The sequence below is a fragment of the Rhodococcus sp. NPDC003383 genome, from assembly GCF_053589115.1.
The window spans coordinates 24,445-50,210 of record NZ_JBSFRG010000015.1 but is presented as its reverse complement, the minus strand read 5'-3'; the positions used below and the strand labels follow the sequence as shown (position 1 = coordinate 50,210).

Annotated in this window: 28 protein-coding genes; 15 read left to right on the top strand and 13 right to left on the bottom strand. The window is 69.5% G+C overall.

What is annotated here, in order from left to right; translation table 11 throughout:
• Position 1 precedes the first annotated feature (1 nt).
• The 3 genes from ACWDTS_RS14930 to ACWDTS_RS14920 are packed head-to-tail and all read right to left on the bottom strand — an operon-like array spanning position 2 to position 2,464.
• On the bottom strand, positions 2-853 hold the full coding sequence (locus tag ACWDTS_RS14930) for an ESX secretion-associated protein EspG (protein WP_450118497.1): 852 nt from the start codon (positions 851-853) through the stop codon (positions 2-4).
• Complete coding sequence (locus tag ACWDTS_RS14925) at positions 850-2,115, bottom strand: PPE domain-containing protein (protein ID WP_450118496.1); 1,266 nt, start codon at positions 2,113-2,115, stop codon at positions 850-852. The genes ACWDTS_RS14930 and ACWDTS_RS14925 overlap by 4 nt, the downstream gene beginning before the upstream one ends.
• A gap of 40 nt (positions 2,116-2,155) precedes the next feature.
• The gene (locus ACWDTS_RS14920) at positions 2,156-2,464 is read right to left on the bottom strand and encodes a PE family protein (protein ID WP_450108998.1); all 309 of its coding nucleotides are present in this window, start codon (positions 2,462-2,464) and stop codon (positions 2,156-2,158) included.
• Positions 2,465-2,626: 162 nt separating this feature from the next.
• Between ACWDTS_RS14920 and ACWDTS_RS14915 the strand changes: the two genes are divergently transcribed.
• Complete coding sequence (locus ACWDTS_RS14915; RefSeq protein ID WP_450118495.1) at positions 2,627-3,259, top strand: TetR/AcrR family transcriptional regulator; 633 nt, start codon at positions 2,627-2,629, stop codon at positions 3,257-3,259.
• Between the two features lie 39 nt (positions 3,260-3,298).
• Here ACWDTS_RS14915 and ACWDTS_RS14910 read toward each other — a convergent pair whose 3' ends face one another.
• Complete coding sequence (locus tag ACWDTS_RS14910) at positions 3,299-4,081, bottom strand: enoyl-CoA hydratase (RefSeq protein ID WP_450118494.1); 783 nt, start codon at positions 4,079-4,081, stop codon at positions 3,299-3,301.
• A gap of 16 nt (positions 4,082-4,097) precedes the next feature.
• A complete protein-coding gene (locus ACWDTS_RS14905) occupies positions 4,098-5,069 on the bottom strand; it encodes an NADPH:quinone oxidoreductase family protein (RefSeq protein WP_450118493.1) in 972 nt (323 codons plus the stop codon).
• Positions 5,070-5,245: 176 nt separating this feature from the next.
• Here ACWDTS_RS14905 and ACWDTS_RS14900 point away from each other — a divergent pair, with 176 nt between their 5' ends.
• The 7 genes from ACWDTS_RS14900 (at position 5,246) to ACWDTS_RS14870 (ending at position 11,765) form a co-directional block, all read left to right on the top strand.
• On the top strand, positions 5,246-6,046 hold the full coding sequence (locus tag ACWDTS_RS14900) for a crotonase/enoyl-CoA hydratase family protein (RefSeq protein ID WP_450118492.1): 801 nt from the start codon (positions 5,246-5,248) through the stop codon (positions 6,044-6,046).
• Positions 6,047-6,124: 78 nt separating this feature from the next.
• On the top strand, positions 6,125-7,318 hold the full coding sequence (locus ACWDTS_RS14895) for a thiolase family protein (protein WP_450108995.1): 1,194 nt from the start codon (positions 6,125-6,127) through the stop codon (positions 7,316-7,318).
• A gap of 28 nt (positions 7,319-7,346) precedes the next feature.
• Complete coding sequence (locus tag ACWDTS_RS14890; protein ID WP_450108994.1) at positions 7,347-8,108, top strand: 3-hydroxyacyl-CoA dehydrogenase; 762 nt, start codon at positions 7,347-7,349, stop codon at positions 8,106-8,108.
• Positions 8,109-8,134: 26 nt separating this feature from the next.
• A complete protein-coding gene (locus ACWDTS_RS14885) occupies positions 8,135-8,761 on the top strand; it encodes a TetR/AcrR family transcriptional regulator (RefSeq protein ID WP_450118491.1) in 627 nt (208 codons plus the stop codon).
• Between the two features lie 16 nt (positions 8,762-8,777).
• Entirely contained in the window at positions 8,778-9,761 is a 984-nt protein-coding gene (locus ACWDTS_RS14880) for an NAD(P)H-dependent flavin oxidoreductase (protein ID WP_450108992.1), read from the top strand.
• Between the two features lie 23 nt (positions 9,762-9,784).
• Positions 9,785-10,942 (top strand): acyl-CoA dehydrogenase family protein, encoded by a 1,158-nt coding sequence (locus ACWDTS_RS14875; RefSeq protein WP_197250630.1) that lies wholly within the window; start codon positions 9,785-9,787, stop codon positions 10,940-10,942.
• A 64-nt stretch (positions 10,943-11,006) separates the two neighbouring features.
• Positions 11,007-11,765 (top strand): SDR family NAD(P)-dependent oxidoreductase, encoded by a 759-nt coding sequence (locus ACWDTS_RS14870; protein ID WP_450118490.1) that lies wholly within the window; start codon positions 11,007-11,009, stop codon positions 11,763-11,765.
• A gap of 21 nt (positions 11,766-11,786) precedes the next feature.
• Here ACWDTS_RS14870 and ACWDTS_RS14865 read toward each other — a convergent pair whose 3' ends face one another.
• Positions 11,787-12,848, bottom strand: a complete 1,062-nt coding sequence (locus ACWDTS_RS14865; protein ID WP_450118489.1) for a phosphotransferase family protein — start codon at positions 12,846-12,848, stop codon at positions 11,787-11,789.
• 130 nt (positions 12,849-12,978) lie between these two features.
• Between ACWDTS_RS14865 and ACWDTS_RS14860 the strand changes: the two genes are divergently transcribed.
• Positions 12,979-13,266, top strand: a complete 288-nt coding sequence (locus tag ACWDTS_RS14860; RefSeq protein ID WP_197250633.1) for a putative quinol monooxygenase — start codon at positions 12,979-12,981, stop codon at positions 13,264-13,266.
• A 59-nt stretch (positions 13,267-13,325) separates the two neighbouring features.
• On the opposite strand, the gene ACWDTS_RS14855 is transcribed toward ACWDTS_RS14860, so the two are convergent.
• On the bottom strand, positions 13,326-14,303 hold the full coding sequence (locus tag ACWDTS_RS14855; RefSeq protein ID WP_197250634.1) for an NAD(P)H-dependent flavin oxidoreductase: 978 nt from the start codon (positions 14,301-14,303) through the stop codon (positions 13,326-13,328).
• Between the two features lie 25 nt (positions 14,304-14,328).
• The gene (locus ACWDTS_RS14850; protein ID WP_248673832.1) at positions 14,329-14,730 is read right to left on the bottom strand and encodes a nuclear transport factor 2 family protein; all 402 of its coding nucleotides are present in this window, start codon (positions 14,728-14,730) and stop codon (positions 14,329-14,331) included.
• A gap of 173 nt (positions 14,731-14,903) precedes the next feature.
• On the opposite strand from ACWDTS_RS14850, the gene ACWDTS_RS14845 reads away from it, so the two are divergent.
• Positions 14,904-15,032 carry a hypothetical protein gene (locus tag ACWDTS_RS14845; RefSeq protein WP_269437518.1) on the top strand — a complete coding sequence of 43 codons (129 nt, stop codon included), beginning with the start codon at positions 14,904-14,906 and terminating at the stop codon, positions 15,030-15,032.
• 109 nt (positions 15,033-15,141) lie between these two features.
• Here the strand turns inward: ACWDTS_RS14845 and ACWDTS_RS14840 are convergent, their stop codons facing one another.
• Entirely contained in the window at positions 15,142-15,480 is a 339-nt protein-coding gene (locus ACWDTS_RS14840) for a metallopeptidase family protein (protein ID WP_450118488.1), read from the bottom strand.
• A gap of 8 nt (positions 15,481-15,488) precedes the next feature.
• Complete coding sequence (locus ACWDTS_RS14835; RefSeq protein WP_450118487.1) at positions 15,489-16,568, bottom strand: septum formation family protein; 1,080 nt, start codon at positions 16,566-16,568, stop codon at positions 15,489-15,491.
• A 96-nt stretch (positions 16,569-16,664) separates the two neighbouring features.
• Here ACWDTS_RS14835 and ACWDTS_RS14830 point away from each other — a divergent pair, with 96 nt between their 5' ends.
• Both ACWDTS_RS14830 and serS read left to right on the top strand, forming a co-directional pair.
• Positions 16,665-17,009, top strand: coding sequence for an ankyrin repeat domain-containing protein (locus tag ACWDTS_RS14830; protein ID WP_197250643.1), 345 nt, complete (start codon positions 16,665-16,667; stop codon positions 17,007-17,009).
• Positions 17,010-17,020: 11 nt separating this feature from the next.
• Entirely contained in the window at positions 17,021-18,283 is a 1,263-nt protein-coding gene (serS, locus tag ACWDTS_RS14825; RefSeq protein ID WP_450118486.1) for a serine--tRNA ligase, read from the top strand.
• Positions 18,284-18,416: 133 nt separating this feature from the next.
• Here serS and ACWDTS_RS14820 read toward each other — a convergent pair whose 3' ends face one another.
• Positions 18,417-18,833, bottom strand: a complete 417-nt coding sequence (locus ACWDTS_RS14820) for a PaaI family thioesterase (protein WP_450109067.1) — start codon at positions 18,831-18,833, stop codon at positions 18,417-18,419.
• A gap of 199 nt (positions 18,834-19,032) precedes the next feature.
• On the opposite strand from ACWDTS_RS14820, the gene ACWDTS_RS14815 reads away from it, so the two are divergent.
• Complete coding sequence (locus ACWDTS_RS14815; RefSeq protein ID WP_450118485.1) at positions 19,033-20,253, top strand: MFS transporter; 1,221 nt, start codon at positions 19,033-19,035, stop codon at positions 20,251-20,253.
• Between the two features lie 21 nt (positions 20,254-20,274).
• Here the strand turns inward: ACWDTS_RS14815 and ACWDTS_RS14810 are convergent, their stop codons facing one another.
• On the bottom strand, positions 20,275-21,825 hold the full coding sequence (locus tag ACWDTS_RS14810) for a Rieske 2Fe-2S domain-containing protein (RefSeq protein ID WP_450108984.1): 1,551 nt from the start codon (positions 21,823-21,825) through the stop codon (positions 20,275-20,277).
• A gap of 155 nt (positions 21,826-21,980) precedes the next feature.
• On the opposite strand from ACWDTS_RS14810, the gene ACWDTS_RS14805 reads away from it, so the two are divergent.
• Both ACWDTS_RS14805 and ACWDTS_RS14800 read left to right on the top strand, forming a co-directional pair.
• The gene (locus ACWDTS_RS14805; protein ID WP_197250642.1) at positions 21,981-22,784 is read left to right on the top strand and encodes a lysophospholipid acyltransferase family protein; all 804 of its coding nucleotides are present in this window, start codon (positions 21,981-21,983) and stop codon (positions 22,782-22,784) included.
• Between the two features lie 4 nt (positions 22,785-22,788).
• Entirely contained in the window at positions 22,789-23,613 is an 825-nt protein-coding gene (locus tag ACWDTS_RS14800; RefSeq protein ID WP_248673828.1) for an HAD family hydrolase, read from the top strand.
• Between the two features lie 10 nt (positions 23,614-23,623).
• On the opposite strand, the gene ACWDTS_RS14795 is transcribed toward ACWDTS_RS14800, so the two are convergent.
• The gene (locus ACWDTS_RS14795) at positions 23,624-25,693 is read right to left on the bottom strand and encodes an N-acetylmuramoyl-L-alanine amidase (RefSeq protein WP_450118484.1); all 2,070 of its coding nucleotides are present in this window, start codon (positions 25,691-25,693) and stop codon (positions 23,624-23,626) included.
• Between the last annotated feature and the right edge of the window lie 73 nt (positions 25,694-25,766).

Below are 25,766 nucleotides of genomic sequence, written 5' to 3'. Positions count from 1 at the left end.
GCTACCGGTCCGCCCGGTCGCGTCCGAGCCGGGCCACCAGGTCGCCGAGCGCCTGCCGCAGGAACCCGCCGGTGCCGGAACTCAGCGTCGTCCACGCGGTGCCGTCGGGAGCCACCGACGACGTGCCGACGACCCGCCCCGCCGTGGTCTCGAAGACCGTGACGGGCCCGCCGGCCGGGGCCGTGGACCCGTCGCCGTACCGGAACCCGACGATCTCGGCGAACGTGCTGCACCGCCCGAGCGCCGGCCCGAGGGCAGCGGCTTCCGCCGCCGGCACCCCGGCCTCCGCCAGCAGCCGGGTGGTGCGCGCACCGTCCCTGGCCCCCTCGTTCAGTGCCGCGGACAGTCGCGCGGTCGGCAGGCTGACCCCGGCGGTGCGCGCCGGTTCGGCCGGGCCGAGCATCTGCACGATCGGGGACACGGAACCGGCGTCGACGTCGTCGAGGACGAAACCGCCGGGCACGGCCCGCACGGTCACCGTCCGCGAGCCGGCGCCGGACACCCCGGCCTCGGCGCTGCCGTGCGCGAGGCACAACCGGTCGGCGGCGCCGTCGTGGAGTCGCCGAACCGCGATCTCCCACGCCGGCCGGCCCAGGGTGCGCAGCCGGTCGACGATCATCGGGTGTGCCACTCCGGCCCGGACCAGGCCGCGCGCGGCGAGTCCGTCGGCGGCCCGGGTGCGCGCGACCTGCCGCTCGGTGTCGCTGTCGTGGTGATGACGATGCATCAGCACGACCGGCACCTCCGGTACCGCCGCCATTCCGAGCAGGACGTGCAGTTCGTCGTCGCTGACCGGGACCGGTCCCGGTGACGCGGATCCGGCGAGGACGCCGAGCGTGTCGATGGCGATCACCGGCCCGGTTCCGGGTCGGCGCCGAGCACGGCGGGGACCACGGTGCGGCCGTCGGCGAAGTGCTCGACGGTGGGACGGAAGTCGGTGCGGGTCTGCTCGCCTCGGTCGTCGTCACTGCCGCCGTCCGCCGCTCGGGCGGCCGCCGATCCGATGCCGTGTGCGGGAGCGGCCGGGCCGCCGATCGGGTCGCCGGGGACCCGGAGGTCGCCGCGGACCGGGCCGGTCGCGGTGCCGGTCGCGGTTCCGCCGGCGGTGGCTCCGATCGAGGAGATCCCGGCCGCGGTTCCGCCCGCGGCGGCGAGCCCTCCTGCTGTCGGAATCGCGCCGAGCCCCGAAGGACCGGCGATCGTTCCGGATCCGGTGATCGTCGCGGAGTGCACCGCGGCCGGTGCGGACCCGGCGCCGAGACCGGTGCCCGGCGTGTACGTCGACGTCGCGACGGTGGACGCGTGTCCCTGCCCGAACAGCGATGCGACCTGCGGCGCCGCCGATCCGGCGACACCGCTCCCGCCGGACGCCGCGACCTCGGCCGCGACCCGTCCGGCCTCTCCGCCCACGCTGCGGAGCACATCCCCGTTGCCCAGGGCTTCACCGACGCGCGAGGCCACCGAGTGGGCACCGTCGACGACGGACTGCACCGGATCGGAGAACTGCACGTGCTCGGTGCGTCCCATACGGGAGGCGACCGCCGCGAGTTCCTGCACACCGATCGATGCGGGCGCGTCGGCGGTCAGCGACGGCGGGGCGGTGAACCGGTCCGGGACCGCGGCGAACACCGTCGCCGCCTCGTAGGCCTCCATCGCGGCGGCCGCCCGCAGATCGAGCGCCTTCTCCGCGGCCTCCGCGGCCGCAGCAGCACCGTTGACCGCGCCGCCCGCCGTGTAGGCGGTGGCCTTCGCGGCCTGGACCGCGGCGATCTCGGGCAGGCTCGGCATCGCGATCAGCGCGGTCGCGTACGCCGCCGACCCGACCGCGGCCTTCTGCGCCGCCGCGGTGGCCTCCCCGACGACCGATTGCGTCCACGCGATGAACGGGCCGAGGGAGGTGATCGCGGAACCGCCGGTCGTGCCCTCCCAGCCGAGACCCAGTTCCGCCGCGACCCGGGTGAGGGTGAGGTCCGCGTCCGCGAAGGCCGCGGCGACCGCGGCCCAGGCCGGTCCGGCCGCGCCGATCGGCAGCGGTCCCGTCCCCGTGGTCAGGCTCGTCGAGTTCACGGTGGCGCCCCGCGGCAGCCACACCACCCCGGTCATTCCGAGCGTCATCGGTTCTCTACCTTTCTGACTGCGCGTCCGGAGAAGTCGGTCACATCGTGGCGTGCAGGGCGACGACCCGGCGTGCCTCGAGATCGGTGTAGTGCGCGGCCTGGCTGCGGATGGTCAGCGCTGCGGTCCGCAGTTCCTCGATGCCCTGGACGGCCGCCGGCCTGAAGCTCGCAGTAAGCCCGCCGAAGTGCTGCGAGATCAGCCGCGACACCTCTTCCGAGCCGGGTGGGGGCACATCCAGAGCCGGATCCGCGGCCTGGACGGACGCTTCGAGACGCAGCGCGAGCGCCTCGAGTTCGGCGGCGGCGAGGAGCAGAGCGTCGGGATCGACGCGAATGTGGTCGGGCACGGGCCGTTCTCCTGACATCTCGGGTGCGTGTGTGGGCGCGGGTGGCGATCCCTGCGCCGTCGAAGGGTTGGACGCGCCGCGGTCCGGATCGGTTCCGTTCGATTTGTGCCGGTATCCTCGAGCCCGTCAGTGACAGAGCGATCGATAGGTTGGGATGCGGTAATGGGAACTTCCACCGGCGACACCGTCACCGACGGGGTGGCCGTGCCGGATTGGCGGAAGCTCGAGGAGACCGAGCTCACCCCGATCCTGTCCGCCGCGCTCGACGCGTTCTACGAGACCGGCTTCCACGGCACGTCGGTGCGCGAGATCGCGCGGCGCGTGGGCGTGACGGTTCCGGCCCTGTACTACCACCACGAGAACAAGGAAGGGCTCCTCATCGCGCTGCTGGAGCTGTCGACCAGCGATGTGCTCGCGCGGGCGCACGCCGCGGACGCCGACGGCGGCGACGATCCGGTGAAGCGGCTGTCCAACGTCATCGAGGCCATCGTGCTGCGGATGACGCTGCGCGCGCGCCTCGCGGCCCTCGAGGGCGAGTCGCGGTATCTGAGCCCGGAGAACCGGCAGCGTTATCGCGCCGTCCGCAAGGGTGTCGAGCAGTTGGTCCGCAGCATTGTCGAGGAAGGGGCCGCGGCCGGCGTGTTCGACGTCGACGACCCCGCGGAGACCACCCGCGCGCTCCTCGGTATGTGCCAGTCCATCCCGCGCTGGTACCACTCCCAGGGCACACTCACCCCGGAAGAGGTCGCGGCGAAGTACGTGACGATCGCTTTGAAAACGGTCGGGGCGGCCTGACCGTCGTCGGCCCGACCGCCCCGTGACCCGATCGCCGGGTCAGCGCTTGCGGTAGACCGCCGGTCGCTTCTCCATGAACGCGGTCGCGCCCTCGCGGAAGTCCTCGGCGGCGAGCAGTTTCAGCTGGCCGGCACGTTCCCGGGCGAACGCGGCGTCGAGTTCGGTCAGCGTCGCATCATTGATCGCGGCCTTCGTGGAACCGAATGCATCCGAAGGCCCGTCGGCGATCCGCTGCGCCAGCGCCTCGATCGCGTCGGCGTATCCCTCGTCGGGGTAGGTGTCGGCGATCAGGCCGGCCGCGACGGCCTCGGGGGCGGGCAGGCGCTCGGCCAGCAGCGCCATCTTCAGCGCGCGGGCCCGCCCGATCGACGCGGCCACCAGCGCCGACGCGCCGCCGTCCGGCATGAGCCCGACCTTGGTGAACGCGAGCAGGAAGTACGTCGACTCGGCGGCGACCGTCAGATCGCACGCCAGAGCCAGCGAGACGCCGACACCGGCCGCGGGTCCGTTGACGGCCCCGATCACGGGACGCGGGAACGCACGAATGGCCGCGACCGCGCGGTTCGCGGCGTCGATGATCGCAGGGCTCGGAGGACCTGTGAGGTCCCTGCCCGAGAGGTCCGCGCCGGTGCAGAATGCCCGGCCCGCGCCGGTGAGGACCGCGACGCGCACGGACGCGTCGTCGGCGTGCTTCTCGAACGCGTCGGCGACCGCCTCGACGGTTTCGGCGGTGACCGCGTTCATGCGGGCGGGGCGGTTGATCGTGACGCGCAGGACGCCGTCGTCGACGAGGCTGTCGACGCCGGGGATGTCGGTGCTCATGAGGGCTCCTGTCGGTTCAGGGTTGGAGGGAGAGCGCGACCTTGCCGGTCGCGGTCCGGTCGGCGAGGGACAGCAGTGCGTCGGCTGCGCTGGTCATCGAGTGGAGCGTGGGTTCGGGGACCTGCAGTGCGCCGGATCGCAGCAGCGGTTCGAGCTGCGCCCACTGGCGGGCCGGGTAGTCGGGGAACGTGCGGACGTATTCGCCCCAGCCGGCGCCGACCACCGACGTGTTGCGCAGCAGAAGACGATTGACCTTCACGGTCGGGATCTCCCCGCCGGTGAAACCGAGCACGACGGCCCGCCCGTTGGGGGCGAGGCTGCGCAGGCTGTCGGTGAAACGGTCGCCGCCGACGGGGTCGAGGATGATGTCGACGCCGCGGCCACCGGTCAACTCGAGGACACGGTCCTTGAAGCCGTCCGCCGGGACGACGTGGGTGGCGCGATTGGCCCGGGCCACTTCGGCTTTCGCTTCGGTGCTCACCACTGCGACGGTCTCGAGACCGAGCGCCGCCGCGACCTGGAGGGCGGCGACGCCGACGCCGCCCGCGGCGCCGTGCACGAGCACGGTTTCACCGGGGCGGTAGCGGGCGCGTTCGTCGAGCGCGAAGTGGACGGTCAGGTAGTTCATGAGGAATCCCGCGCCGGCGGTCAGCGACACCGAATCCGGTAGGGGAAAAACGGAATTCGCGTCCACGGCGACGGTCTGCTGCCAGGCGCCGCCGACGGCGAGGACGGCGACGCGCTGTCCGGCGGTCAGGCCGCTGTCCGCCGGTGCGGAGCGCACGATGCCGGCGCCCTCGACGCCGAGGACGAACGGCAGGGGGCGCACCACCTGGTAGGAGCCGCTGGTCTGCAGCAGGTCGGGGAACGAGACGCCCGCGGCGTGCAGATCCACGATCACCGAGCCGGCCCAGGCGTCGGGTTCGGGGATGTCGACCAGGCGCAGGCCGTCGGGGCCGGTCGTCTCGGTCAGTTGAACTGCCTGCATCGGGGTCTCCTCGTCGATGGGTCGACCGTCGCGGACGTGCACCGTGGTCCGCGACACAAGGCTCATCCTTACCAGAGCCCACCGATCGTGCGCTAGGTAAGCGGAGCCGTTGACCGAGCGATCGATCCGTGGTAGTCCTTTTAGCGATCGATAAGTAGAGCCTGGGAAGGAAATCGATGGCCGACGAAGCGACCACCACCGAACCCGCCGCGCTGTACGAGCGCCGCGGCAACGTCGCCCTCATCACGCTCAACCGCCCCAAGGCGCTCAACGCCGTCAATGCGGCGCTGTCCACCGCCGTCGGCACCCTGCTCGAGCAGGCCGAGGCGGACGACGACGTGCGCGTCGTCGTGATCACCGGTGCGGGCCGCGCGTTCTGCGCCGGTGCGGACCTCAAGGCGCTCGCCGCGGGCGAGAACACCGCCGCCGACGGCCATCCCGAGTGGGGCTTCGCCGGCTACGTCCAGCACTGGATCAGCAAGCCGACCATCGCCGCCGTCAACGGATTCGCGCTGGGTGGCGGCACCGAGCTGGTGCTCGCGTCCGATCTCGCCGTCGTCGACGAGGAGGCCAAGCTCGGCCTGCCCGAGGTCAAGCGCGGCCTGTTCGCCGCCGCGGGCGGTGTCATCCGCATGCAGCAGCAGATCCCGCGCAAGATCGCGCTCGAACTCGCCCTCACCGGCGAACCGATCACGGCCGCAGAGGGCAAGGAGCTGGGCCTGGTCAACCGGATCGCTCGGGCCGGCACCGCGCTCGAGGTCGCCCTCGAGCTCGCCGAGAAGATCGCCGCGAACGCGCCGCTGTCGGTGCGCGAGTCGAAGGCGATGATCCACCGGACCGCGCACGCCGATGACTGGGGTTCCGCCGCGTGGGACGCCAACATCGCCTCGATGAAGGTCGTCTTCACCAGCGAGGACGCGAAGGAGGGCCCGACCGCCTTCGCCGAGAAGCGTGAACCGGTCTGGAAGGGCCGCTGACCCCACGAACCCGGTCCGGCGTCACGTCCCCTGCCGAGGCGCCGGACCGTAACCAACTTCCCCCGAAAGGAATTCGCCATGACCACTGCTGTCATCGTCGACGTCGTCCGCACCGCGGTCGGCAAGGGTAAGCCCGGCGGCGCCCTGTCCGGCACCCACCCCGTCGAGCTCCTCGCGCACGTGCTGCGGGAGATCGTGCAGCGCAACGGCATCGACCCCGCGCAGGTCGACGACGTCATCGGCGGCTGCGTCCAGCAGGTCGGCGAGCAGGCGCTGAACATCTCGCGCTCCGCTCTGCTGTCCGCGGGCTTCCCCGAGTCGGTCCCGGCCACCACGATCGACCGCCAGTGCGGCTCGAGCCAGCAGGCCGCCCACTTCGCCGCGCAGGGCGTCATCGCCGGCGCCTACGACATCGCGATCGCGTGCGGTGTCGAGTCGATGAGCCGCGTCCCGATGGGCACGGCCTCGATCGGCAAGGACGCCAACGGCCCGGGTGTCGCCGCCCGCTACCCCGAAGGCCTGGTCAACCAGGGCATCTCCGCCGAGCTGATCTCCGCGAAGTGGAAGTTCGACCGCGACGCGCTCGACGCGTTCTCCGCGCAGTCGCACCAGCGCGCCGCCGCCGCGATCGCCGCCGGGCACTTCGACAAGGAGATCGTGCCGATCACGGTCACCAACGCTGCGGGTGAGCAGGTCGAGCACAAGGTCGACGAGACGGTGCGCGCCTCGACCACGGTCGAGGGCCTGGCGGGCCTGAAGCCGTCGTTCTACACCGACGAGTACGCGGCCCGGTTCCCCGAGGCGCAGTGGATCATCACCCCCGGCAACTCCTCGCCGTTCACCGACGGCGCGTCGGCCGCCCTCATCATGAGCGAGGAGATGGCGAACAAGCTCGGCCTGACCCCGCGTGCCCGCTTCGTGTCGTTCTCCGTCATCGGTGACGACCCGCTGTTCATGCTCACCGCGCCCATCCCGGCGACGAAGAAGGTGCTCGCCAAGGCCGGCCTGACCATCGACGACATCGACGCCTACGAGGTCAACGAGGCCTTCGCGCCCGTCCCGCTCGCCTGGGCGCACGAGCTGAACGCCGATCCCGCCAAGCTCAACCCGTGGGGTGGGGCCATCTCGCTCGGCCACGCCCTCGGCTCCTCGGGCACCCGCCTGCTCTCCACCCTGGTCAATCACCTCGAGGCCACGGGTGGCCGGTACGGTCTCCAGACGATGTGTGAGGGCGCGGGCATGGCCAACGCCACCATCATCGAACGACTCTGATCCGCAACACGATTCGAAAGGTGTGAACATGATCGTCAACGACAGCGTTGCCGTCGTCACCGGTGGTGCCTCGGGCCTCGGCCTGGCCACCGTCAAGGCTCTGGTCGCCGACGGCGCCCAGGTCGTCATCATCGACCTGCCGTCGTCCAACGGTGAGACCGTCGCCAAGGAGCTCGGCGACCGCGTGCGTTTCGCCGCCGCGGACGTCACCGACGAGGCTGCCGTCGCCGAGGCGCTCGACCTGGCGGAGTCGCTCGGCCCGCTGCGTGTCGCGGTGAACTGCGCCGGCATCGGCAACGCCATCAAGACCGTCAGCAAGAACGGCGCGTTCCCGTTCGACGACTTCAAGAAGGTCGTGAACGTCAACCTGTTCGGCACGTTCAACGTCATCCGTCTCGCCGCGGAGCGCATCGCCAAGACCGAGCCGATCGACGGCGAGCGCGGCGTCATCATCAACACCGCCTCCGTCGCGGCCTTCGACGGCCAGATCGGCCAGGCCGCGTACTCCGCGTCCAAGGGCGGCGTCGTCGGCATGACCCTGCCGATCGCCCGTGACCTCGCGTCGCTGCTGATCCGCGTCGTCACCATCGCGCCGGGCCTGTTCAAGACCCCGCTGCTCGGCTCGCTGCCCGAGGAGGCCCAGAAGTCCCTCGGCGCGCAGGTTCCGCACCCGGCCCGCCTCGGCGATCCCTCCGAGTACGGTGCCCTGGCCGCGCACATCGTCGCCAACCCGATGCTCAACGGCGAGACCATCCGTCTCGACGGTGCCATCCGCATGGCCCCGCGCTGAATCGACGATGTGAGAGGACGGGGCCGATGACTGCGCAACGCGAACCGGAGTTCTCCGCCGACTGGCGGGTGTTCGAACCGTTGCAGCTCGGCCCCATCCTCGAACACGCCCTGGAAGCCTTCGGCGAGAACGGCTTCCACGGCACCACCGTCCGCGACCTGGCCCGCCGGGTCGGCGTGACGGTACCCGCGCTGTACTACCACCACGAGAACAAGGAAGCCGTTCTCGTGACGCTGCTCGACGCCGCCGTTCTCGACCTCATCGACCGTGTCCGCGCCGCGGTCGAGGACGGCGGCGCCGACCCGGTCGCCCGCTTCGCCAACGCAGTCGAGGCGATCGTTCTCAACATGACCTACCGCGCCAAGCGCTCCAGCCTGGATTCCGAACTACGGCACGTGTCCCCGGAGAACCGGCGCACCTACGCGGCAACCCGGAAACGGCTCGAGCTCATCGTGTTCGACCTCGTCCGTGACGGCGTGGAGCAGAAGGTATTCGACGTCGACGACATCGAGGAAACCGTGCGCGCGCTGCTCGGCATGTGCCAGTCCATCGCCCGCTGGTACCAGATCGACGGGCCGCTGACGCCGGACGAGGTCGCCGACCGATACCGAAACATCGCGCTGCGCATCGTCGGATACCGCAGCCCCGCCTGATCCCAGGAGAACCACTGTGCTGTCCACCGCCTTCACCGAGACCTTCGGAGTCCGCCACCCCATCGTGCAGGGCGGCATGCAATGGGTCGGCCGCGCCGAACTCGTCGCCGCCGTCGCCAACGCGGGCGCGCTCGGCATGATCACCGCGCTGACCCAGCCCACACCCGAGGATCTCGCGAAGGAGATCGCCCGCACCCGCGAGCTCACCGACCAGCCGTTCGGCGTGAATCTGACGATCCTGCCGGCGATCACCCCGCCGCCCTACGACGAATACCGCCAGGTCATCATCGAATCCGGTGTCAAGATCGTCGAGACGGCCGGTTCCAATCCGGGACCGCACCTGCCCGACTTCCATGCCGCCGGTGTCAAGGTGCTGCACAAGTGCACCAGCGTCCGGCACGCGGTCAAGGCGCAGGACATCGGTGTCGACGGCATCAGCATCGACGGTTTCGAATGCGCCGGTCACCCGGGTGAGGACGACGTGCCGGGCTTGGTGCTCATCGCCGCCGCGGCCGAGCAGATCACCATCCCCATGATCGCGTCGGGTGGATTCGGCGACGGCCGCGGTCTCGTCGCGGCGCTCGCGCTCGGTGCCGACGGCATCAACATGGGCACCCGGTTCATGTGCACCGAGGAATCGCCGATCCACCGGAACATCAAGGAAGCCATCGTCGCGGCGAACGAGACCGACACGGAACTGATCTTCCGGCCGCTGCGCAACACCGCGCGCGTCGCGAGCAACACCGTCAGCCGGGAGGTCGTCGAGATCCTCGACCGCGGAGGGAAGTTCGAGGACGTGCGCGAACTGGTCGCCGGTGCCCGCGGCCGCCTCGTGTACGAGAACGGTGATCCCGAGGCGGGCATCTGGACCGTCGGAACGGTCCAGGGCATCATCCACGACATCCCCACGGCCGGTGAGCTCGTCGAGCGCATCGTCGCCGAGGCCGAAGCACTGATCTCCGAGCGTCTCGCGGGCATGATGTCGCGCGTGAACGCCTGACCACAGAAATATTGGGGGACACCATGAAACGCACACTGTTCGAAGCCGACCACGAGGCGTACCGGGAGACCGTGCGCGAGTTCCTCGCCCGCGAGGTCGTGCCGAACTACGAACGCTGGGAAGAAGAGCGGCTCATCGACCGCAACGTCTACCTGGAGGCGGGCAAGTCCGGGATCCTGGGTCTCGGTGTGCCGGAGGAGTTCGGCGGCTCCGGCGTCACCGATTTCCGGTTCCGGCACGTCGTCCAGGAGGAGATCGCGCGCACCGGCACCACGTCCTTCGGCGCGACCCTCGCACTGCAGGACGACATCGTCATTCCCTACATCCTGCATCTCGGTACCGAGGAGCAGAAGGCCCGCTGGCTGCCGCGCATGGCGGCCGGCGAGGTGATCGGCGCGATCGCGATGACCGAACCGGGCGCCGGATCGGACCTGCAGGGCGTCAAGACCACCGCCGTGCGCGACGGTGACGAATGGGTCATCAACGGCCAGAAGACGTTCATCACCAACGGTATCCACTCCGATCTGGTGATCGTCGTGTGCCGGACGGATCCGGGTGCCGGCGCCAAGGGATTCTCGCTCATCGTGGTCGAGCGCGACACCCCCGGATTCAGCCGTGGACGCAAGCTGCACAAGGTGGGCCTCGCGGCCCAGGACACCGCCGAGCTCGTCTTCGAGGACGCGCGGGTGCCGGCGGAGAACCTCCTCGGTGGCGAGGGTCGCGGGTTCTTCCACCTCATGGAGAACCTGCCGCTCGAGCGTATCGGCATCGCCGTCTCCGCGATCACGTCGGCCCGCGCCGCGTACGAGTGGACCAAGCGGTATGCGTTCGAGCGCAAGGCATTCGGCAAGCCGATCGGCGACCTGCAGAACACCCGTTTCGTGCTCGCCGAGATGCTCACCGAGATCGAGGTCACCGAGTCGCACATCGACCGGTGCGTGCTCGCGCTCAACGCCGGCGAGCTCACGGCGGTGGATGCGTCGAAGGCCAAGTGGTGGGCGACCGAGCTGCAGAAGCGTGTCGTCGACCGCGGTGTGCAGTTGCACGGTGGTTACGGCTACATGATGGAGTACCCGATCGCGCGCGCCTACGTCGACGCCCGCATCCAGACGATCTACGGCGGCACCACCGAGATCATGAAGGAGATCATCGGCCGCGACATCGCGTCCGAATTCGCCTGATCCCGTTGGGTGATGGGAGCCCGGGACCGACTGGGTTCCCATCACCTCCACGTGAGGAGTGAGCATGTTCGACCTGACGGGTAAGCGCGCGCTGGTCACCGGCGGATCCGCCGGTATCGGTCTGGGAATGGCCCGCGGCCTCGCCCGTGCCGGCGCGGATGTGGCGCTCTGGGGCCGCAGTTCAGGTAAGCTCGAGGCCGCGGCGTCGGGGCTCGCGGAATTCGGTGGCCGGATCGTCACCCGATCGGTCGACGTCGCCGACGAGCAGGCGGTCGTCGACGCGACCGCCGCCACCGTCGAGGAACTCGGCGGGCTGGACGTGGTCGTCGTCAACGCCGGAATCAGTGTGCCGCTGGCGAAGTTCGTCGAATCGACCACCGAGAACTACCGGAAGGTGATGGACACCAACCTCGACGGCGCGTACTTCACGCTGCGCGAGACCACCAAGTACCTGGTCGCCCAGGGGGTCGGCGGATCGGTGATCGTCACGTCGAGCCTCGGTGCGCACGAGGGCGCGGGACGCAACCAGGCCTACGGCGCGTCCAAGGCCGGGGTCCTGGCCCTGGCCAACGGGTGCGCGGTCGAGTTGGCGCGCTACGGCATTCGCGTCAACAGCGTGCTGCCGGGCTGGGTCGCGACGGACATGACGGGTCCGCTGGTCGAGTCCGAGAACTTCAACTCCCACGTCATCTCCAGGGTGCCGTTGGGACGCTGGGCGACCCCCGAGGACTTCGAGGGCATCGCCGTGTACCTCGCGAGCGACGCGTCCGGATTCCAGACGGGCAGTTCGACATTGATCGACGGCGGATACAGCATTTTCTGACGAGGAGGATCGGGCGGGGATTCAGCCCTGCCCGATCCGTTCGAGAGCGCGGCGGAACAGGCTCAGCGTCGTCGCATGCAACCGCTGCCCGACCTCGGGGTCGGCCTTGCCCGCGAATGCCCGCGCGTAGGTGCCCTCGAGGATGATGCCGAGTTTGAAACAGGCCAGCACCACATACCAGTCGAGAGCGGACAGATCCCGATCCGATTGCGCCGCATAACGTTCGACGAGCTCGTCTCGCGTCGCGAGACCGCCCGCGTCGCCGAGGGCACCGCCGATCGTGCTCTCGTCGTTGCCGTGCTCCGGCCAAGTCGCGAGGAGCCAGCCGAGGTCGAGCAACGGGTCGCCGATCGTGCACATCTCCCAGTCGAGGATCGCCGCGACCTCCGGTGACGACGGCGAGAACATCACATTGCCGATGTGGTAGTCGCCGTGCAGAATTCCCGGTGTCCACCGCTGCGGCACCGACCGTGCCAGCCAGTCCGCGATTGCGCCGACACCCGGCAGCGGTTCACCCGGATACCCGTCGAGCGCCGTGTAGGACTCGAGTTCGCGCAGCCACCGGGGGACCTGCCGTTCGACGAAACCCTCCGGGTGCCCGAAATCGCCCAGGCCGATGGCGGTGTGGTCGACGGACGCGAGGGTCGCGAGGGCGTCGATCATAGACAGGCCCATTCGGTGCCGGATCTCCGGATCGGAGGCGTGCGGTTCGGGTAGCGCCACGAACGCGTTGAAGCCGTCGACCGGTTCGACGAGGTAGAACGCGGCACCGGGCCAGACGTCCTCCTCGGGGCACGCCGCGATCAGACGCGGATGCGGAACGTCGGTGCCGGACAGGGCGTCCAGTATCCGCATCTCCCGGCGCAGCACGTCGTTCGTGCGCGGTCGCAGATGGCGCGGGCCGCGCCGCACCACGAACGAGCGGTCGCCGCGGGTGAACCGGACCATCAGGTTCTGGGTTCCGCCGGTCAGCTGCTCGAGGTCGGTGACCGGGCCGGGTCCGAAGCCGCGGGCGCTCATCCAGTCGTCGAGCGCGGTGATCTCGTCACCGGCCAGTGGCGAATCGGTCGTGGTGTCGCTCATCGCCGTGACCTTAGCGGCCGCGCGCCACGTGGTGGGAAAAAGCGGGCAGACCCATTGCGTGAGCAAAGGTCTTCGGTAATTGTTGGGTAAACCGGTGACACCGGACACACTCTCCCCGAAAAGGATGAACATGTCACTCACTGCCCTGCTGGAACTCGAGTTCAAGCCCGACGCCCTCGACGACGCGAAGAAGGTCATGGAGCGGGTGCTCGGCGAGACGCGTGAATTCGACGGCTGCCTCGGCATCGAGATCCTGGTCGACAAGGGCAACGAGGCCCGCTGGGTCATCGTCGAGAAGTGGCAGTCGGAGGAGCACGACACCGCCTACCGCAAGTTCCGCGCCGGCCCCGGAGCGATCACCGATCTCGGTCCGCTGCTGGCCGGTGCGCCGAAACTCACGCACTACAACGAACTCTGACAGTCACGCGGGCGTGGGACGTCACCGTCCCACGCCCGCGGTCTGTCTTCTTCCGGCGTTTACAGGGCCAGGCGCGCGCGAGCGTCGGCGTATTCGGCGCGGAAGCGGTCGACGACATCCGCGACGGACGTGACGGCCTCGATCGATCCGACGCCGTGCCCGGCGCCCCAGATGTCCCGCCACGCCTTCGGACCGCGCGCGCCGCCGTCCGTGGCGGTCTCGGCCCCCAGGTTCATCTTCGACGGATCCGAGGTCTCGAGATTGTCCGGGTCCATGCCCGCCGCGGCGATGCTGCCGCGCAGGTAGTTGGCGTGAACGCCGCTGAACAGGTTCGTGTAGACGATGTCGGACGCGGTCGAATCGACCAGCATCTGCTTGTAGGCGTCCGACGCGTTGGCCTCGGTGGTCGCGATGAACGCCGAGCCGACGTACGCGAGGTCGGCGCCGGCGGCCTGCGCGGCCAGGATCGAGTTGCCGTGCGCGATCGACCCGGACAGCAGCAGCGGACCGTCGAACCAGGTGCGGATCTCCTGGATCAGCGCGAACGGCGACTGGGTGCCGGCGTGACCGCCCGCCCCGGCGGCGACCGCGATCAGACCGTCCGCGCCCTTCTCGATCGCCTTCTTCGCGAACCGGTTGTCGATGACGTCGTGCAGCACGATGCCGCCGTAGGAGTGCACGGCGTCGTTGACGTCCTGCCGGGCGCCGAGCGAGGTGATGACGATCGGCACCTCGAACTCGACGACGGTCGCGAGGTCCTCGGCGAGCCGGTCGTTCGACTTGTGGACGATGAGATTCACCGCGAACGGGGCCGCCGGCGAATCGGGATTGTTGGCGTCGTGCTTGGCCAGTTCCTCGGTGATCCGCATCAGCCATTCGCGCAGCTGCGACTGTGGGCGCGCGTTGAGCGTCGGGAACGAACCGACGATCCCTGCCTTGCACTGCGCGATCACCAGGTCCGGGTTGGACACGATGAACATCGGCGAGGCGACGACGGGCAGGCGCAGGCGGTCGCGCAGGACGGGCGGCAGACTCATCGATTTTCTCCTGAGGGTAGGGGGGTCAGGCTTGGCCGAGTTGGGCGGCCATGCGGGGGATCAGTGCCTGCAGGCCCTTGATCGGGCGGACCATGACCGTGAATCGGGTGATGCGGTCGTGTTCGTCCCACTCGATCATGTCCACCCCGTTGACCTGGACCCCGTCGAGATCGGCGACGAACTCGAGCACCGCCGAGTTCGGGGCGTACCACTCGCCGACGAAGTGGAATCCGGTGCCGTCGCCGAACACGGTCACCGCCGCACGGAGGTAGGCGAGCGTCGCGGCCTTGCCTTCCTGCGGGGTGAAGACGACCGGAGACCGGAAGACGGCGTCGTCGGCGATCAGCGCGTCGAGCGCGGCGAGGTCCTTCGTCTCGGTCACGCGGTGCCAACGTTCGACAACAGCAGGGCGCTCGGTGTTCGTCACGGTGGTCGCCTCTCGGTCGCGGGATGCTGCCGAGCGTAGGGCCCTCACCATTAAACAGTCAATGGTGACCGTTCATCGGGGTTGCAGGCTGCGGGTCGATGGTCGGTCCTCGAAGGGCCGTTCGCGAGTGCAGCCCGAGGGGCCGCAGACCCGACAATGTAAGGTCCTACGGCATGGGTGACATTCTCGAAATCGTGGGCGTGGCTGTGGTGATCATCGTGGTGCTGCAGGTGATCTTGGGATCGCTGGCACTGCTGTGGATCTCGACGGTCAACCCGCACTTCATGCAGCGCAACAAGTGACGCGCTGAGCTCGTAGAACAACCGAGCTCGTAGAACAACCGAGCTCGTAGAACAACTGAGCTCGTAGAACAACAGGCTTGTAGAACACGCGCTGGGGCGGCCGGTCCGGTCAGCCCCAGCCCAGTTCGTGGAGGCGGTCCTCCTCGATTCCGAAGTAGTGCGCTATCTCGTGGATCACGGTGACCGCCACTTCGTGCACCACATCGTCCTCGGACTCGCAGATGTCGAGGATCGCGTCCCGGTAGACGATGATCGTGTCCGGCAGCGACCCGGCATAGTGCGAGTCGCGTTCCGTCAGCGCAATCCCGTGGTAGAGGCCCAGCAGGTCCGGCTCCTCGTCGTGCCGCGCATCGACGAGCACCACCACGTTGTCGATCGCCTCGGCGAGCTGCTGCGGAATCAGGTCCAACGCCTCGGAGACCAGTTCCTCGAAGCGTTCCTCGTCCATCCGGACACTCATCGCGTGCCGCCCGGGAGCGGAGCCGCACCCGGCAGCGGGGTCGGCAGCGACCGCCCCTCCGGCACCGGCGGCGGCGGGACCGGCGGCTGGCCGTCGATCAGGATGTCGCCCTTCGCCGAACCGGTGATCGACGCGAATCCACCCCCGTCGACCTGCTTGCCGACCGAGCAGTTCACCTTGCGGCTGCCCGCGAGCCAGCTGTCGAAGTCCAGGTTGTCCCAGAACAGCGTCAGCGTCTTGTTGCGCAGTGCCTCCGGATCGCCCAGGTAGGCGTTGGTGGTCTCGGTGCACGTCGCCTCGAGGTACTTGTCCTGGTCCTCCGTGCTCGGCACCCCGCCGGGGAACTGGGCGGACATGTCCACCACCGCGGCGACCTCGAACGCGTGCGGTTGCGCGCAGTCCACCGGATCGGCGGGCACCCCGTTGTTGATGCCGATGCAGGTGCCGACCTCCCACGCGCGGGACTGGTCCTGATCGGCGACGCGACCCTCGATCGGCAGCAGATTGCCGGTCGTCGACGAGAACTGCAGCCCGCATCGCAGGGTGCGTTCGCCGGCTTCCCAGCCGGCTTCACCCGGATTGATGAGGCCGACGCTGAACTTGCCGTGCGGGTCGAAACGACCCTGCAGGTAATCCATGGCGGCGGGCGCGCAATGTTCGTCGCGCAGTTCCGTGAACCGCAGGACCGACGGGAATCGCGAGCCCGGACCCCACTCCGCGCCCGGGAACACGCTCAGGTCGATGTCCTCGACCACCTCGAACAGGTGGGTCTGTGCGCAGTCGACCTTCTCCAGATCGCTGGCGTCGATCGCCGACCAGGTCAGGCAGTCCCCGGCGACCGCGGTACCGAACGCTTCACCGGCCACCGCCCCGGTCGTGCGCAGCGCGCTGCCCGTGGGGGTCTCGTCGTCGGAGTCGCCGAACCCGGCGAACACGGCGGTCGCGACGGCGGCGAGAACCGCGCCCGCGGCGACCAGTATCAATGCGCGACGGGTCAGCTGCGCTGACGGTGCGCGACGGGTCAGCTTCGCGGACGGCGGGCGCCGCGTGGACTGCTGTTCTTTCTCCTCGGCCATCGTCATCCATCATGCCTGGCGCCGGTGTGGGGAGTAATTTCGGTGTTCGTGACGGACGATCCGATCGATCCCGAAGTCCAGGAAATCGCCCAGCGGATGTTCGACGCGGCGCGGGCCGGTGACGCGGACACGCTCGCCGCCTTTCTCGATGCGGGCGGCCCGGTGAATCTCACCAACGGCACCGGCGACACCCTGCTCATGCTCGCCGCCTATCACGCGCATCCCGGGGCCGTGAATCTCCTGATCGAGCGGGGTGCCGACGTCGACCGGCTCAACGATCGCGGGCAGTCGCCCCTCGCGGGCGCGGTGTTCAAGGGGGCGGAAGAGGTGGTGCGGGCGCTCGTGGCGGCCGGTGCGGACCCCTACGTCGGCTATCCCACCGCGGACGATGCCGCGCGGATGTTCGGGAGGGACGACTACCAGCAACTCTGGCACCGGTAGGCTTCCCTCTCGTGATCGACCTCAAGTTCCTCCGCGAGAATCCCGATGCCGTCCGTGCCTCGCAGCGCACCCGAGGTGAGGACCCCGGTCTCGTCGACGCCCTGCTCGAGGCCGACGAGACCCGCCGCGCCGCGGTGCTCGCCGGCGACAACATCCGCGCCGAGCAGAAGGCGCTGGGTAAGAAGGTCGGTCAGGCGTCCCCCGAGGAACGTCCCGCCCTGCTCGCCGGAGCGAAGGAACTCGCTGCGAAGGTCAAGGAACTCGAGGCCCAGCAGCACGCCGCGCAGGAAGCCCTCGACCGCGCGCACATGGCGATCTCCAACGTCGTGCAGGAGGGTGCCCCGGCCGGCGGTGAGGACGACTTCGTCACCCTCGAGACGGTCGGTGAACTGCCCACCTTCGACTTCGAGCCGAAGGACCACCTGACGCTCGGGGAGTCGCTGGGCCTGATCGACATGGAACGCGGCGCGAAGGTGTCCGGTGCGCGCTTCTACTTCCTCACCGGCTACGGCGCGCTGCTGCAGCTCGGGATGCTGCAGCTCGCCGCGCAGAAGGCCACCGCCAACGGCTTCACGATGATGATCCCGCCGGTGCTCGTGCGTCCCGAGATCATGCAGGGAACCGGGTTCCTCGGTCAGCACGCCGACGAGGTGTACCACCTCGAAGAGGACGACCTGTACCTCGTCGGCACCTCCGAGGTGCCTCTCGCCGGCTACCACTCGGGCGAGATCCTCGACCTGTCCGCGGGCCCGAAGCGGTACGCCGGCTGGTCGTCGTGCTTCCGCCGCGAAGCGGGCAGCTACGGCAAGGACACCCGCGGCATCATCCGCGTCCACCAGTTCGACAAGGTGGAGATGTTCGTCTACTGCAAGCCCGAGGACGCCACCGACGAGCACCAGCGCCTGCTGGCGTGGGAACGCGAGATGCTCGCCGCGATCGACGTGCCCTACCGGGTCATCGACGTCGCCGGCGGCGACCTCGGTTCGTCCGCCGCCCGCAAGTTCGACTGCGAGGCGTGGGTGCCGACGCAGGAGCGCTACCGCGAACTGTCGTCGACGTCGAACTGCACGACCTTCCAGGCCCGCCGCCTCGGTGTCCGCTACCGGGACGAGAACGGCAAGCCGCAGATCGCCGCGACCCTCAACGGCACCCTCGCCACCACGCGCTGGCTCGTCGCGATCCTCGAGAACCACCAGCAGGCCGACGGCTCCGTGAAGGTGCCGGCAGCGCTCGTTCCGTTCGTCGGGCGTGAGGTGCTCGAGCCGATCGGCTGAGGTCGCGCCGCCTTCGGCGAGCCGACGTGCCGGCCGCCTTGGGCGAGCGAATGTATCCCTCGTCTCCTTCGACCGACCGGGTGTGCCACTCGCTCGGTCGAAGGTGGGGTACGAACTGGGGTGGCCCTCCGGGTCAGCCCAGGATCATGCAGGTGGTCGAACCGCTCGCCACGAGCCTGCCCTGCTCGTCACGGGCCTCGCCGCGCGACGTCGCGGTCCGGCGTCCCGAATGCTCGCAGAAGCCCTGCACCCGGATGATGTGTCCGGGCTGCACCGCCCGCAGGTAGCGCACCTGCAGGTCGAGGGTGGTGTAGCCGACGCCCGGGGCGAGGGTGCTCGCCACGGAGAAGCCCATCGCGGTGTCGAACAGTGTCGCGACGACCCCACCGTGCACGCTGCCCACGGCGTTGCAGTGGAACTCCTGCACCTCCAGCGTCACCTCGGCGAATCCCTCCCGCGCATCCGTGACCGTGAAGCCGAGCGTGCGCGAGGTCGGGTGGTGCGGGATGCTGCCGTCGATGAGGCCGCGCAGGAAGTCGAGGCCGTGCATGTCACGGTTGGCAGCCGAGGTGGGGGCGGGGTCGTCCCACGTGTAGGTACGTTTGCGATCGGTCACAACGTCGACCGTAAATCACTGGATGAGGCGGCGCCGAGGTGGGACGATGCTGTGCATGTCCCGTCGATGTTGACTTGCACCGACCACATCGCTGACCGTCCGCGCCGTCGCGTACTCCGCGACGCGCGAACTGGTGCCGCTCTACGGCGTGTACGGCCTGCTGTTCGAGGACAACGGCCTGTCGACGGCACAGATCTCCTCGCTGTTCGCGGTGTGGTCGATCGCGGCGTTCGTGACCGAGGTGCCGTCCGGGGCGTGGGCCGACATCGTGCCGCGCCGGACCCTGCTGTTCGGTAGCGCCGTCCTTCTCACCGCGTCGTTCGCCCTGTGGATGCTGGTGCCGAGCTACTGGGGCTTCGCGGCCGGCTTCGCGTTGTGGGGGCTGGCCGAGTCCATGAAGTCCGGCACGTTCGAGGCGTTGCTGTACGAGGAACTGGCGGCACTCGGCGCGCGGGACCGGTACGCGACCGTCCAGGGTTACGTGAACTCCGCCGAGGTGACGAGCGTGTTCGTCGCGACCGCGTCGGCCGGTCCGCTCTACGCCCTCGGCGGCTATGCCCTGGTCGGGTGGGTGTCGATCGTGATCACCGTCGTCGACGGACTGCTGGTGTTCACGCTCCCGGCGGCACCCCGGACGGTTCGGGTCGACAGCACCGAACCTGCACCCGACGACGGTGACACTTTCGTCGCTCGCGACGGTGACACTTTCGTCGCTCGCGACGGTGACACTTTCGTCGCTAGCGACGGTGGCACCTTCGTCGCGCGCTACGTGGGGGTGCTGCGCGCCGGGACGCACGAGATCCGCACCGACGTGGTCGTCCGGCGGGCGGTGCTGCTCACGGCAGTGCTGATGTCGTTCCTGGCGCTCGAGGAGTACTTCGGCCTGCTCGCCCGTGACGGCGGTGCGTCGACCGCGCAGGCGCCGCTGCTGGTGTCGATCACGGTCGTCGGGCAGATCGTCGGTGCCGCGGTCGCCGGACGGACCGCCGTCATGACCGGGCGGACCATGGCCGTCGTGCTGTGCGCGGCCGCGGCGCTGCTCGCGGTCGGGGCGGTCGCCGGGGGAGTCGCGGGATTCGTCGCGATCGGCATCGGATACGGCACCCTGCACAACGCGGGGATCGTCGCCGAGGTGCGGATGCAGGACGCGATGTCCGGATCGGCCCGCGCGACCGTCACGTCGGTGGCCGGTCTGACCAGCGAGGTCGCGTCGCTCGCCCTGTTCGCGGGCTTCGCGGTGGGGTCCGCGTGGCTGTCGCTGTCGATCCTCGTCGCCGCGGTCGCGGTGCCGGTGCTGCTGACCGCGGTCGCGGCACCGCGCATGCTGCCCCGCCGCCCCCGCCCCACCGGGTGACGGGGCAGGGGCGGGACAGGATCAGAGCTTGGTGCAGCGCAGCTCGTGGCCCTTGGACGTCTTGCAGCGGCCCGTCTCGAGGTCCCACTGCCAGCCGTGCAGGTTGCAGGTCAGAGTGGTGCCGTCGACGACACCGAACTTCGACAGGTCGGCCTTCAGGTGCGGGCAGCGACGCTGGACCTCGTAGCCCCCGATCTCGATCGACGCCGAATCGTCGTGCGCCTCGGCGAACCAGCCGTCCGCGTACGCGATGCGCTCGTCGGTCAGGCACTTGAAGAACGTGTAGAGGAACTCGTTGTAGCCGCCCACGCGCCACGCCGTGAACCGGGTGGACAGGAAGATGGTGTTGACCCAGTCCGGCTCGTCGTCGCGCAGCACGGTGCGCACGAGTTCCGGCGCGATGCGGAAGCCGTAGCGGTACTTGCCCTCGCCCTCGATCGGTTCGCGGACGACCCGCTTCGGGAAGTCGAGCACGACGGTCTCGTCACCCATCACGAGCCCGACCGGGTACCCGATGCCGTCGCAGATCAGATCGGACTGCGCCATGATCGGCTCGAACTTCGCCTTGAGTGCCCCGAGCAGCGGCTCGCCCTCGGCCGGCGCCCACGTCGCCTTCTCGGCTTCGATGATCGGCGCGAACCGCTGCGCCATCTCCTCGATGTAGGCGGCCTTGTCGGTGAAGATCCGATCGACCTGCTCGTCCGGGATCGGATGCGTGAGGGTCATCCGATCGCTGCCGGTCAGATCCACGACCGAACCCGGAATCATCAGCAGGCCGCCGTCGCGGCCGTGGATCCGCAGCTGCTCGAGGAACACCTGCTGGTCCGGGAAGATGTTGCCGACGTCGCCGTGGTCGTCGTTGAGGTCGCGCAGCTCTGGATCGAGGAACACCGGCGGGCCCGCGGACGGCACGATCCACGTCGCCCCGACCTGCTCGATGTAGGAGCGGCAGCGGTCCATGCCGCGCTGGCGCTTCTGCTTGCCGAAGTTGCGCTTCGTGCCGGCCGGGATGTCGTAGACCATCGGGTACCAGATGGCACCGGAGTACTGCAGCAGGTGGATGTCGATGTGCCCGAACGCCTCGAGCATCGGATCCATGTCGATCGGCCGCGCGTCGTTCATGTTGAAGACGGTCGTCGTGCCGTCGGACACCACGAGACCGGAGTCGCCGATCGGGCCGTCGGCGGGCGCGCGCAGCGCGATGATCATGACGTCGAGCGAACCCTTGGGTCCCGTCACGGTGTGCTTGACGGAGTCGGTGGTCTCGAAGAACTTCGTGAAACCGAGGGCCTCGAGCTCACGCTTCAGGTCCGGGACCGGGTAGTCCGGCAGCAGCACGGTCGCGTCCTTGTTGACGTGCTTGCTCAGCGTTCCCGGGTCGAAGTGGTCCTTGTGCAGGTGCGAAACGTACAGGTAGTCGACGTCGCCGAGGGTGTCCCAGTCGAGCTGCGTGTTGTCCGGGAAGGGCACCCACGATGCGAAGTACGCGGGGTTGACCCACGGGTCGCACAGGATCGATCCCGCCTCGGTCTGGATGTGGAACCCGGCGTGTCCGACGCTGGTGATCTGCACTACGTTGCCCTCCTGAACTGGCGACCGGCGTGCCTACCAGGGTAGGCGGCGCCGTTCGGCTCACTTCGGCCAGGCAGTTCGGCACTGTCCCGAGCGGGGTCGATTCGGGTGTCGTGGTCGGTGCAGATCCGGCGGTTCCGGCTACTCTGGCCGTCGTGGAACCCTTCTACCGGACCATCATCGGCGTGGCGCGCACGCTCTTCGCTGCGCAGGGCCTGAAGTTCACCATCACCGGGGAGGAACACATCCCGGCGACCGGCGGCGCGGTCATCGCGATGAACCACACCGGATACATGGACTTCACCTACGCGGGCATCCCGGCGCGCGCCACCAAGCGGTATATCCGCTTCATGGCGAAGAAGGAGGTCTTCGACAACAAGATCTCCGGCCCGATGATGCGCGCGATGAAGCACATCCCCGTCGACCGCGGCGACGCCGGTGAGTCCTACCGCCGCGCGGTTGAGGCGCTCCGCTCCGGGGAACTCGTCGGCGTGTTCCCCGAGGAGACGATCAGCCGCAGCTTCGAGCTGAAGGACTTCCGGTCCGGTGCCGCGCGCATGGCACTCGAGGCGGGTGTGCCGATCGTGCCGATGATCATCTGGGGCTCGCAGCGCGTGTGGACGAAGGGGCATCCCAAGCGTCTGGGCCGCACCAACACGCCGATCGTCATCAAGGTCGGCGCCCCCGTCGTCCCGCACGAGCCGGCCTCGGAGACCACCGCGGAACTGCACGCGGTGATGGAGAAGATGCTGCACGAGGTGCAGCAGGGCTACGAGCACGAGCCGGGTGCCTACTGGGTGCCGCGCCGGCTCGGCGGATCGGCGCCCGGTCGCGAGGAGGCCGACGCCGAGGACGCCCGCGTCGCCGCGGAACGTCGCGCCCGCAAGGAACGCGAACGCGCCGAACGGGAAGGCCGCGCGGCCGGACCGGGCACCGACTCCGGGACTCCGGGACAGTGACTTGGTGAGTTCTCCCGTTCCGAGCCTCGTCGCCACCGATGTCGACGGCACCCTGATCGACGACGCGAACCGCGTGTCGGAGCGGACCCGTGCCGCCGTGCACGCGGTCGTGGAGTCGGGGACGCCGTTCGTGCTGGCCACGGGCCGGCCGCCGCGGTGGATTCCTCCGGTCGTCGAGGAACTCGGATACGCCCCGCTGTCGGTGTGCGCGAACGGCGCGGTGATCTACGACAGTGCGACCGACCGCGTTCTCCACACGACGCTGCTGTCCGCCGAGGAGCTGGCGTGGATCGCGGACGTCGCCCGCCTCGCGTTGCCGGGCGCCGGGCTGGCCGCCGAGCGGGTCGCGGCGAGCGCTCACGACGCGGCGAGCCCCCAGTTCGTCAGTGCCCCGGGTTACGAACATGCGTGGTTGAACCCGGACAACACCGAGCTCGCCGAGCACGAGGTGATCGCCGAACCCGCCATCAAGCTGCTCATCCGGATGGCGACGGCGACGAGCCGGGAGATGGCCGACGCGCTCGTGCCCGCGCTCGCGGGCCTGGTGGACGTGACCTATTCGACGGACAACGGCCTGATCGAGATCTCGGCGTCGGGCGTGACGAAGGCGTCGGGTCTCCGGGCGGCGGCCGAGCTGCTCGGGGTGCCCGAGGACGGCATCGTGGCGTTCGGGGACATGCCCAACGACATTCCGATGCTGACGATGGCCCGGTACGGGGTGGCGGTCGAGAACGCCCATCCCGACGCGAAGGCCGCCGCAGACGAAGTGACCGCCACCAACGCCGAGGACGGGGTTGCCCGTGTCCTCGAGCGCTGGTGGCGGCCGTGAACTTCTTCGCTCAGGGAGCGGGAGCGGGAGCCGGTGCCGGCTCGGGCGCCGGAGCCGCCTCCGGGGCGGGCGCCGGGGCCGCTTCCGGGGCGGGCGCCGCATTCGCGGACGCTGCCTCGACCGGGGGAGCGGTCCGCAGCGACTCCTCGTAGGCGTCGTTGTAGGCGCGCAGCACCTTCGTGACCGCGCCGGTGATCTCGTTGAAGATCAGCGACCCGTTCTCGAAGTCCGAGCGCCAGCCGTCCGGTACCCGGTATTCGTCGCTGATCGGCAGGCCGAGTTCGCCCTCGTCGAGCCCGTACTGCTTCCACGCGTTGTAGATCTCGCCGAGCACCGTCCACACCCCGCCGTTCGGTGAGGTGTAGATCGCACCGTTGACGAACTCCGCGTGCTCGAATCCGCCCTTCGCCAGCAGGACACCCGTGAGCGCGGCGCCCAGTCGGCCGAGTTCGCCGCCTTCGGCGATCCACTTCTGCGCGAGCGGGGAGTTGTCGGTCAGCCGCAGCAGCTCGGTGATCAGGCCCTGAGCGTTGTCCGCCGATCCGGTCGACGGGGCTCCGGCGGAGTTCGGCGGGATCGGGGTCGAGCTGTCACCTGCGAGCACGGCGGTGTCGGGCTCGGAAGTCGACGGCGACGACGGCTTCGACGGCACCGACAGTCCGGCTCCCGCCGCCGCGGCGGCGGCGATGTCGCGGATCTTGCTCATCTGGGCGTATCCGGCGTCGCCCGGGCAGCTGGTGCTGCCGACGTCGCGGTGCGCGAAGATGATCGGCAGATCGACCGCGGCTCCCTGCGGGTAGGGCGTGAACGACGTGCCCTCCGAGTACATGGTGGTGCGGCCCTTGGGATCCAGACCGGCCTTCTTCAGCCGCCACCCGAGGAACTTGCCCACCGCGTCCAGCGTCACCTGCGGAGGCGTCACGCTCGAGAAGTCGCCCATCATGGCGATACCCACGGTGTTCTCGTTGAACCCACCGGCGTGCGCGCCCTGGACCGGACGGTCGAGACCGCCGGCGCGGCCTTCGAAGATCTGCCCGTAGCGGTCGACGATCACGTTGTATCCGACGTCGCACCAGCCGAGGGTCTGCGCGTGGTACGCGTAGATGGCCCGGACGATCTCGGCGGACTCGGCCTTCGAGTAGTCGTTGCTGCCGGCCGTGTGGTGGACGGTGGCACCGCCGAGGGAGTCGTCGTAGGTGGGTTCGTCGCAGCGCAGCGACTCGTCGGCACCCCACTGGGCGCGGGTGATGACCTTCAGTCCGCTCCCCGCGATGGGCTCGGCGACGTCCGAGAGGTATGCATCGGCGGCGCCGCTGCCCGGGTTGATGAGCACCGCGGTGACATCGTCGGTGGGCGCGGCGGCAGGCTCCTGCGCGCGCAGCGGGCGCGACGACGACGCCGGGACGTACCCGAGCTCGGGGGCCGGATCCTGCGGTGCGGCCACGGGAACTTCGGCAGGCGCGGGAGCTTCGGCGGGTGCGGGGGCCTCGGCGCCCGCGAGCGTCGGTTCGGGTCCCGGACGCGGCGTGAGCAGCACCTGCACCGCGCGCGTGAGACCGACATAGATCGGTTCGGTTCCGCCGCGGCTGTCGGCGACGTTGTCCCGCCGGGTCGACTCGATCGGCTCGGTGGCCGTCCACGGGCTCCAGCTGCCGTCCTCGTTCCGGGAGCGGATCAGGGCGTCGGTTGCCGCCACGTCGCGCGCGGCCAGCGCGACCATGCTGAACGGGCTGTCGCGGGTGATCTCCTTGACCGTGGCGCCGATGCGATCGACGAGCCCGGTCGCGTCGGGGTTCGGTGCGGGCGTGATGGCGGGCAGACCCTCGACGAGTTCCTTGATGCTCAGGTCCGGAAGGTTGAGTCCGGTCAGATCCTGGAGCGGAATGACGACGTCGGGCGCGTTCGCGAGGACGACCTCGGCGATCTGCGGTGCGATCGCGGCGATCGCATCCGTGGTCTCGTTCGCGGTGCGGACGTCGGACGTTCCGTTCGTCAGGCCGGACACGGCGAACGGCGTGGCCACCGCAAGGGCTGCGACGGCACCCAGGACGATCGACGGCTTCGGGCGGCGATGCGGCACTGTTGCTCTCCCCTTGTGTGTTCTGCGTTCGTGTTCGGCGTTCCTGTGTCGGTTGTTCGGGGGCAGGTCTCAA

Excerpts from the sequence above, each read along its gene's own strand:
- ACWDTS_RS14820 (WP_450109067.1), bottom strand. The coding sequence starts at position 18,833 with ATGCACGGCCTCGACTTCCTGCGCGGCCTCATCGACGGCAGCATCCCG.
- ACWDTS_RS14875 (WP_197250630.1), top strand. The coding sequence starts at position 9,785 with ATGAAACGCACACTGTTCGAAGCCGACCACGAGGCGTACCGGGAGACC.
- ACWDTS_RS14910 (WP_450118494.1), bottom strand. The coding sequence starts at position 4,081 with ATGAGCACCGACATCCCCGGCGTCGACAGCCTCGTCGACGACGGCGTC.
- ACWDTS_RS14895 (WP_450108995.1), top strand. The coding sequence starts at position 6,125 with ATGACCACTGCTGTCATCGTCGACGTCGTCCGCACCGCGGTCGGCAAG.
- ACWDTS_RS14925 (WP_450118496.1), bottom strand. The coding sequence starts at position 2,115 with ATGACGCTCGGAATGACCGGGGTGGTGTGGCTGCCGCGGGGCGCCACC.
- ACWDTS_RS14890 (WP_450108994.1), top strand. The coding sequence starts at position 7,347 with ATGATCGTCAACGACAGCGTTGCCGTCGTCACCGGTGGTGCCTCGGGC.
- ACWDTS_RS14860 (WP_197250633.1), top strand. The coding sequence starts at position 12,979 with ATGTCACTCACTGCCCTGCTGGAACTCGAGTTCAAGCCCGACGCCCTC.
- ACWDTS_RS14870 (WP_450118490.1), top strand. The coding sequence starts at position 11,007 with ATGTTCGACCTGACGGGTAAGCGCGCGCTGGTCACCGGCGGATCCGCC.
- ACWDTS_RS14900 (WP_450118492.1), top strand. The coding sequence starts at position 5,246 with ATGGCCGACGAAGCGACCACCACCGAACCCGCCGCGCTGTACGAGCGC.
- ACWDTS_RS14830 (WP_197250643.1), top strand. The coding sequence starts at position 16,665 with ATGTTCGACGCGGCGCGGGCCGGTGACGCGGACACGCTCGCCGCCTTT.
- ACWDTS_RS14855 (WP_197250634.1), bottom strand. The coding sequence starts at position 14,303 with ATGAGTCTGCCGCCCGTCCTGCGCGACCGCCTGCGCCTGCCCGTCGTC.
- ACWDTS_RS14835 (WP_450118487.1), bottom strand. The coding sequence starts at position 16,568 with ATGGCCGAGGAGAAAGAACAGCAGTCCACGCGGCGCCCGCCGTCCGCG.
- ACWDTS_RS14905 (WP_450118493.1), bottom strand. The coding sequence starts at position 5,069 with ATGCAGGCAGTTCAACTGACCGAGACGACCGGCCCCGACGGCCTGCGC.
- ACWDTS_RS14915 (WP_450118495.1), top strand. The coding sequence starts at position 2,627 with ATGGGAACTTCCACCGGCGACACCGTCACCGACGGGGTGGCCGTGCCG.
- ACWDTS_RS14845 (WP_269437518.1), top strand. The coding sequence starts at position 14,904 with ATGGGTGACATTCTCGAAATCGTGGGCGTGGCTGTGGTGATCATCGTG.
- ACWDTS_RS14885 (WP_450118491.1), top strand. The coding sequence starts at position 8,135 with ATGACTGCGCAACGCGAACCGGAGTTCTCCGCCGACTGGCGGGTGTTC.
- ACWDTS_RS14865 (WP_450118489.1), bottom strand. The coding sequence starts at position 12,848 with ATGAGCGACACCACGACCGATTCGCCACTGGCCGGTGACGAGATCACC.
- ACWDTS_RS14840 (WP_450118488.1), bottom strand. The coding sequence starts at position 15,480 with ATGGACGAGGAACGCTTCGAGGAACTGGTCTCCGAGGCGTTGGACCTG.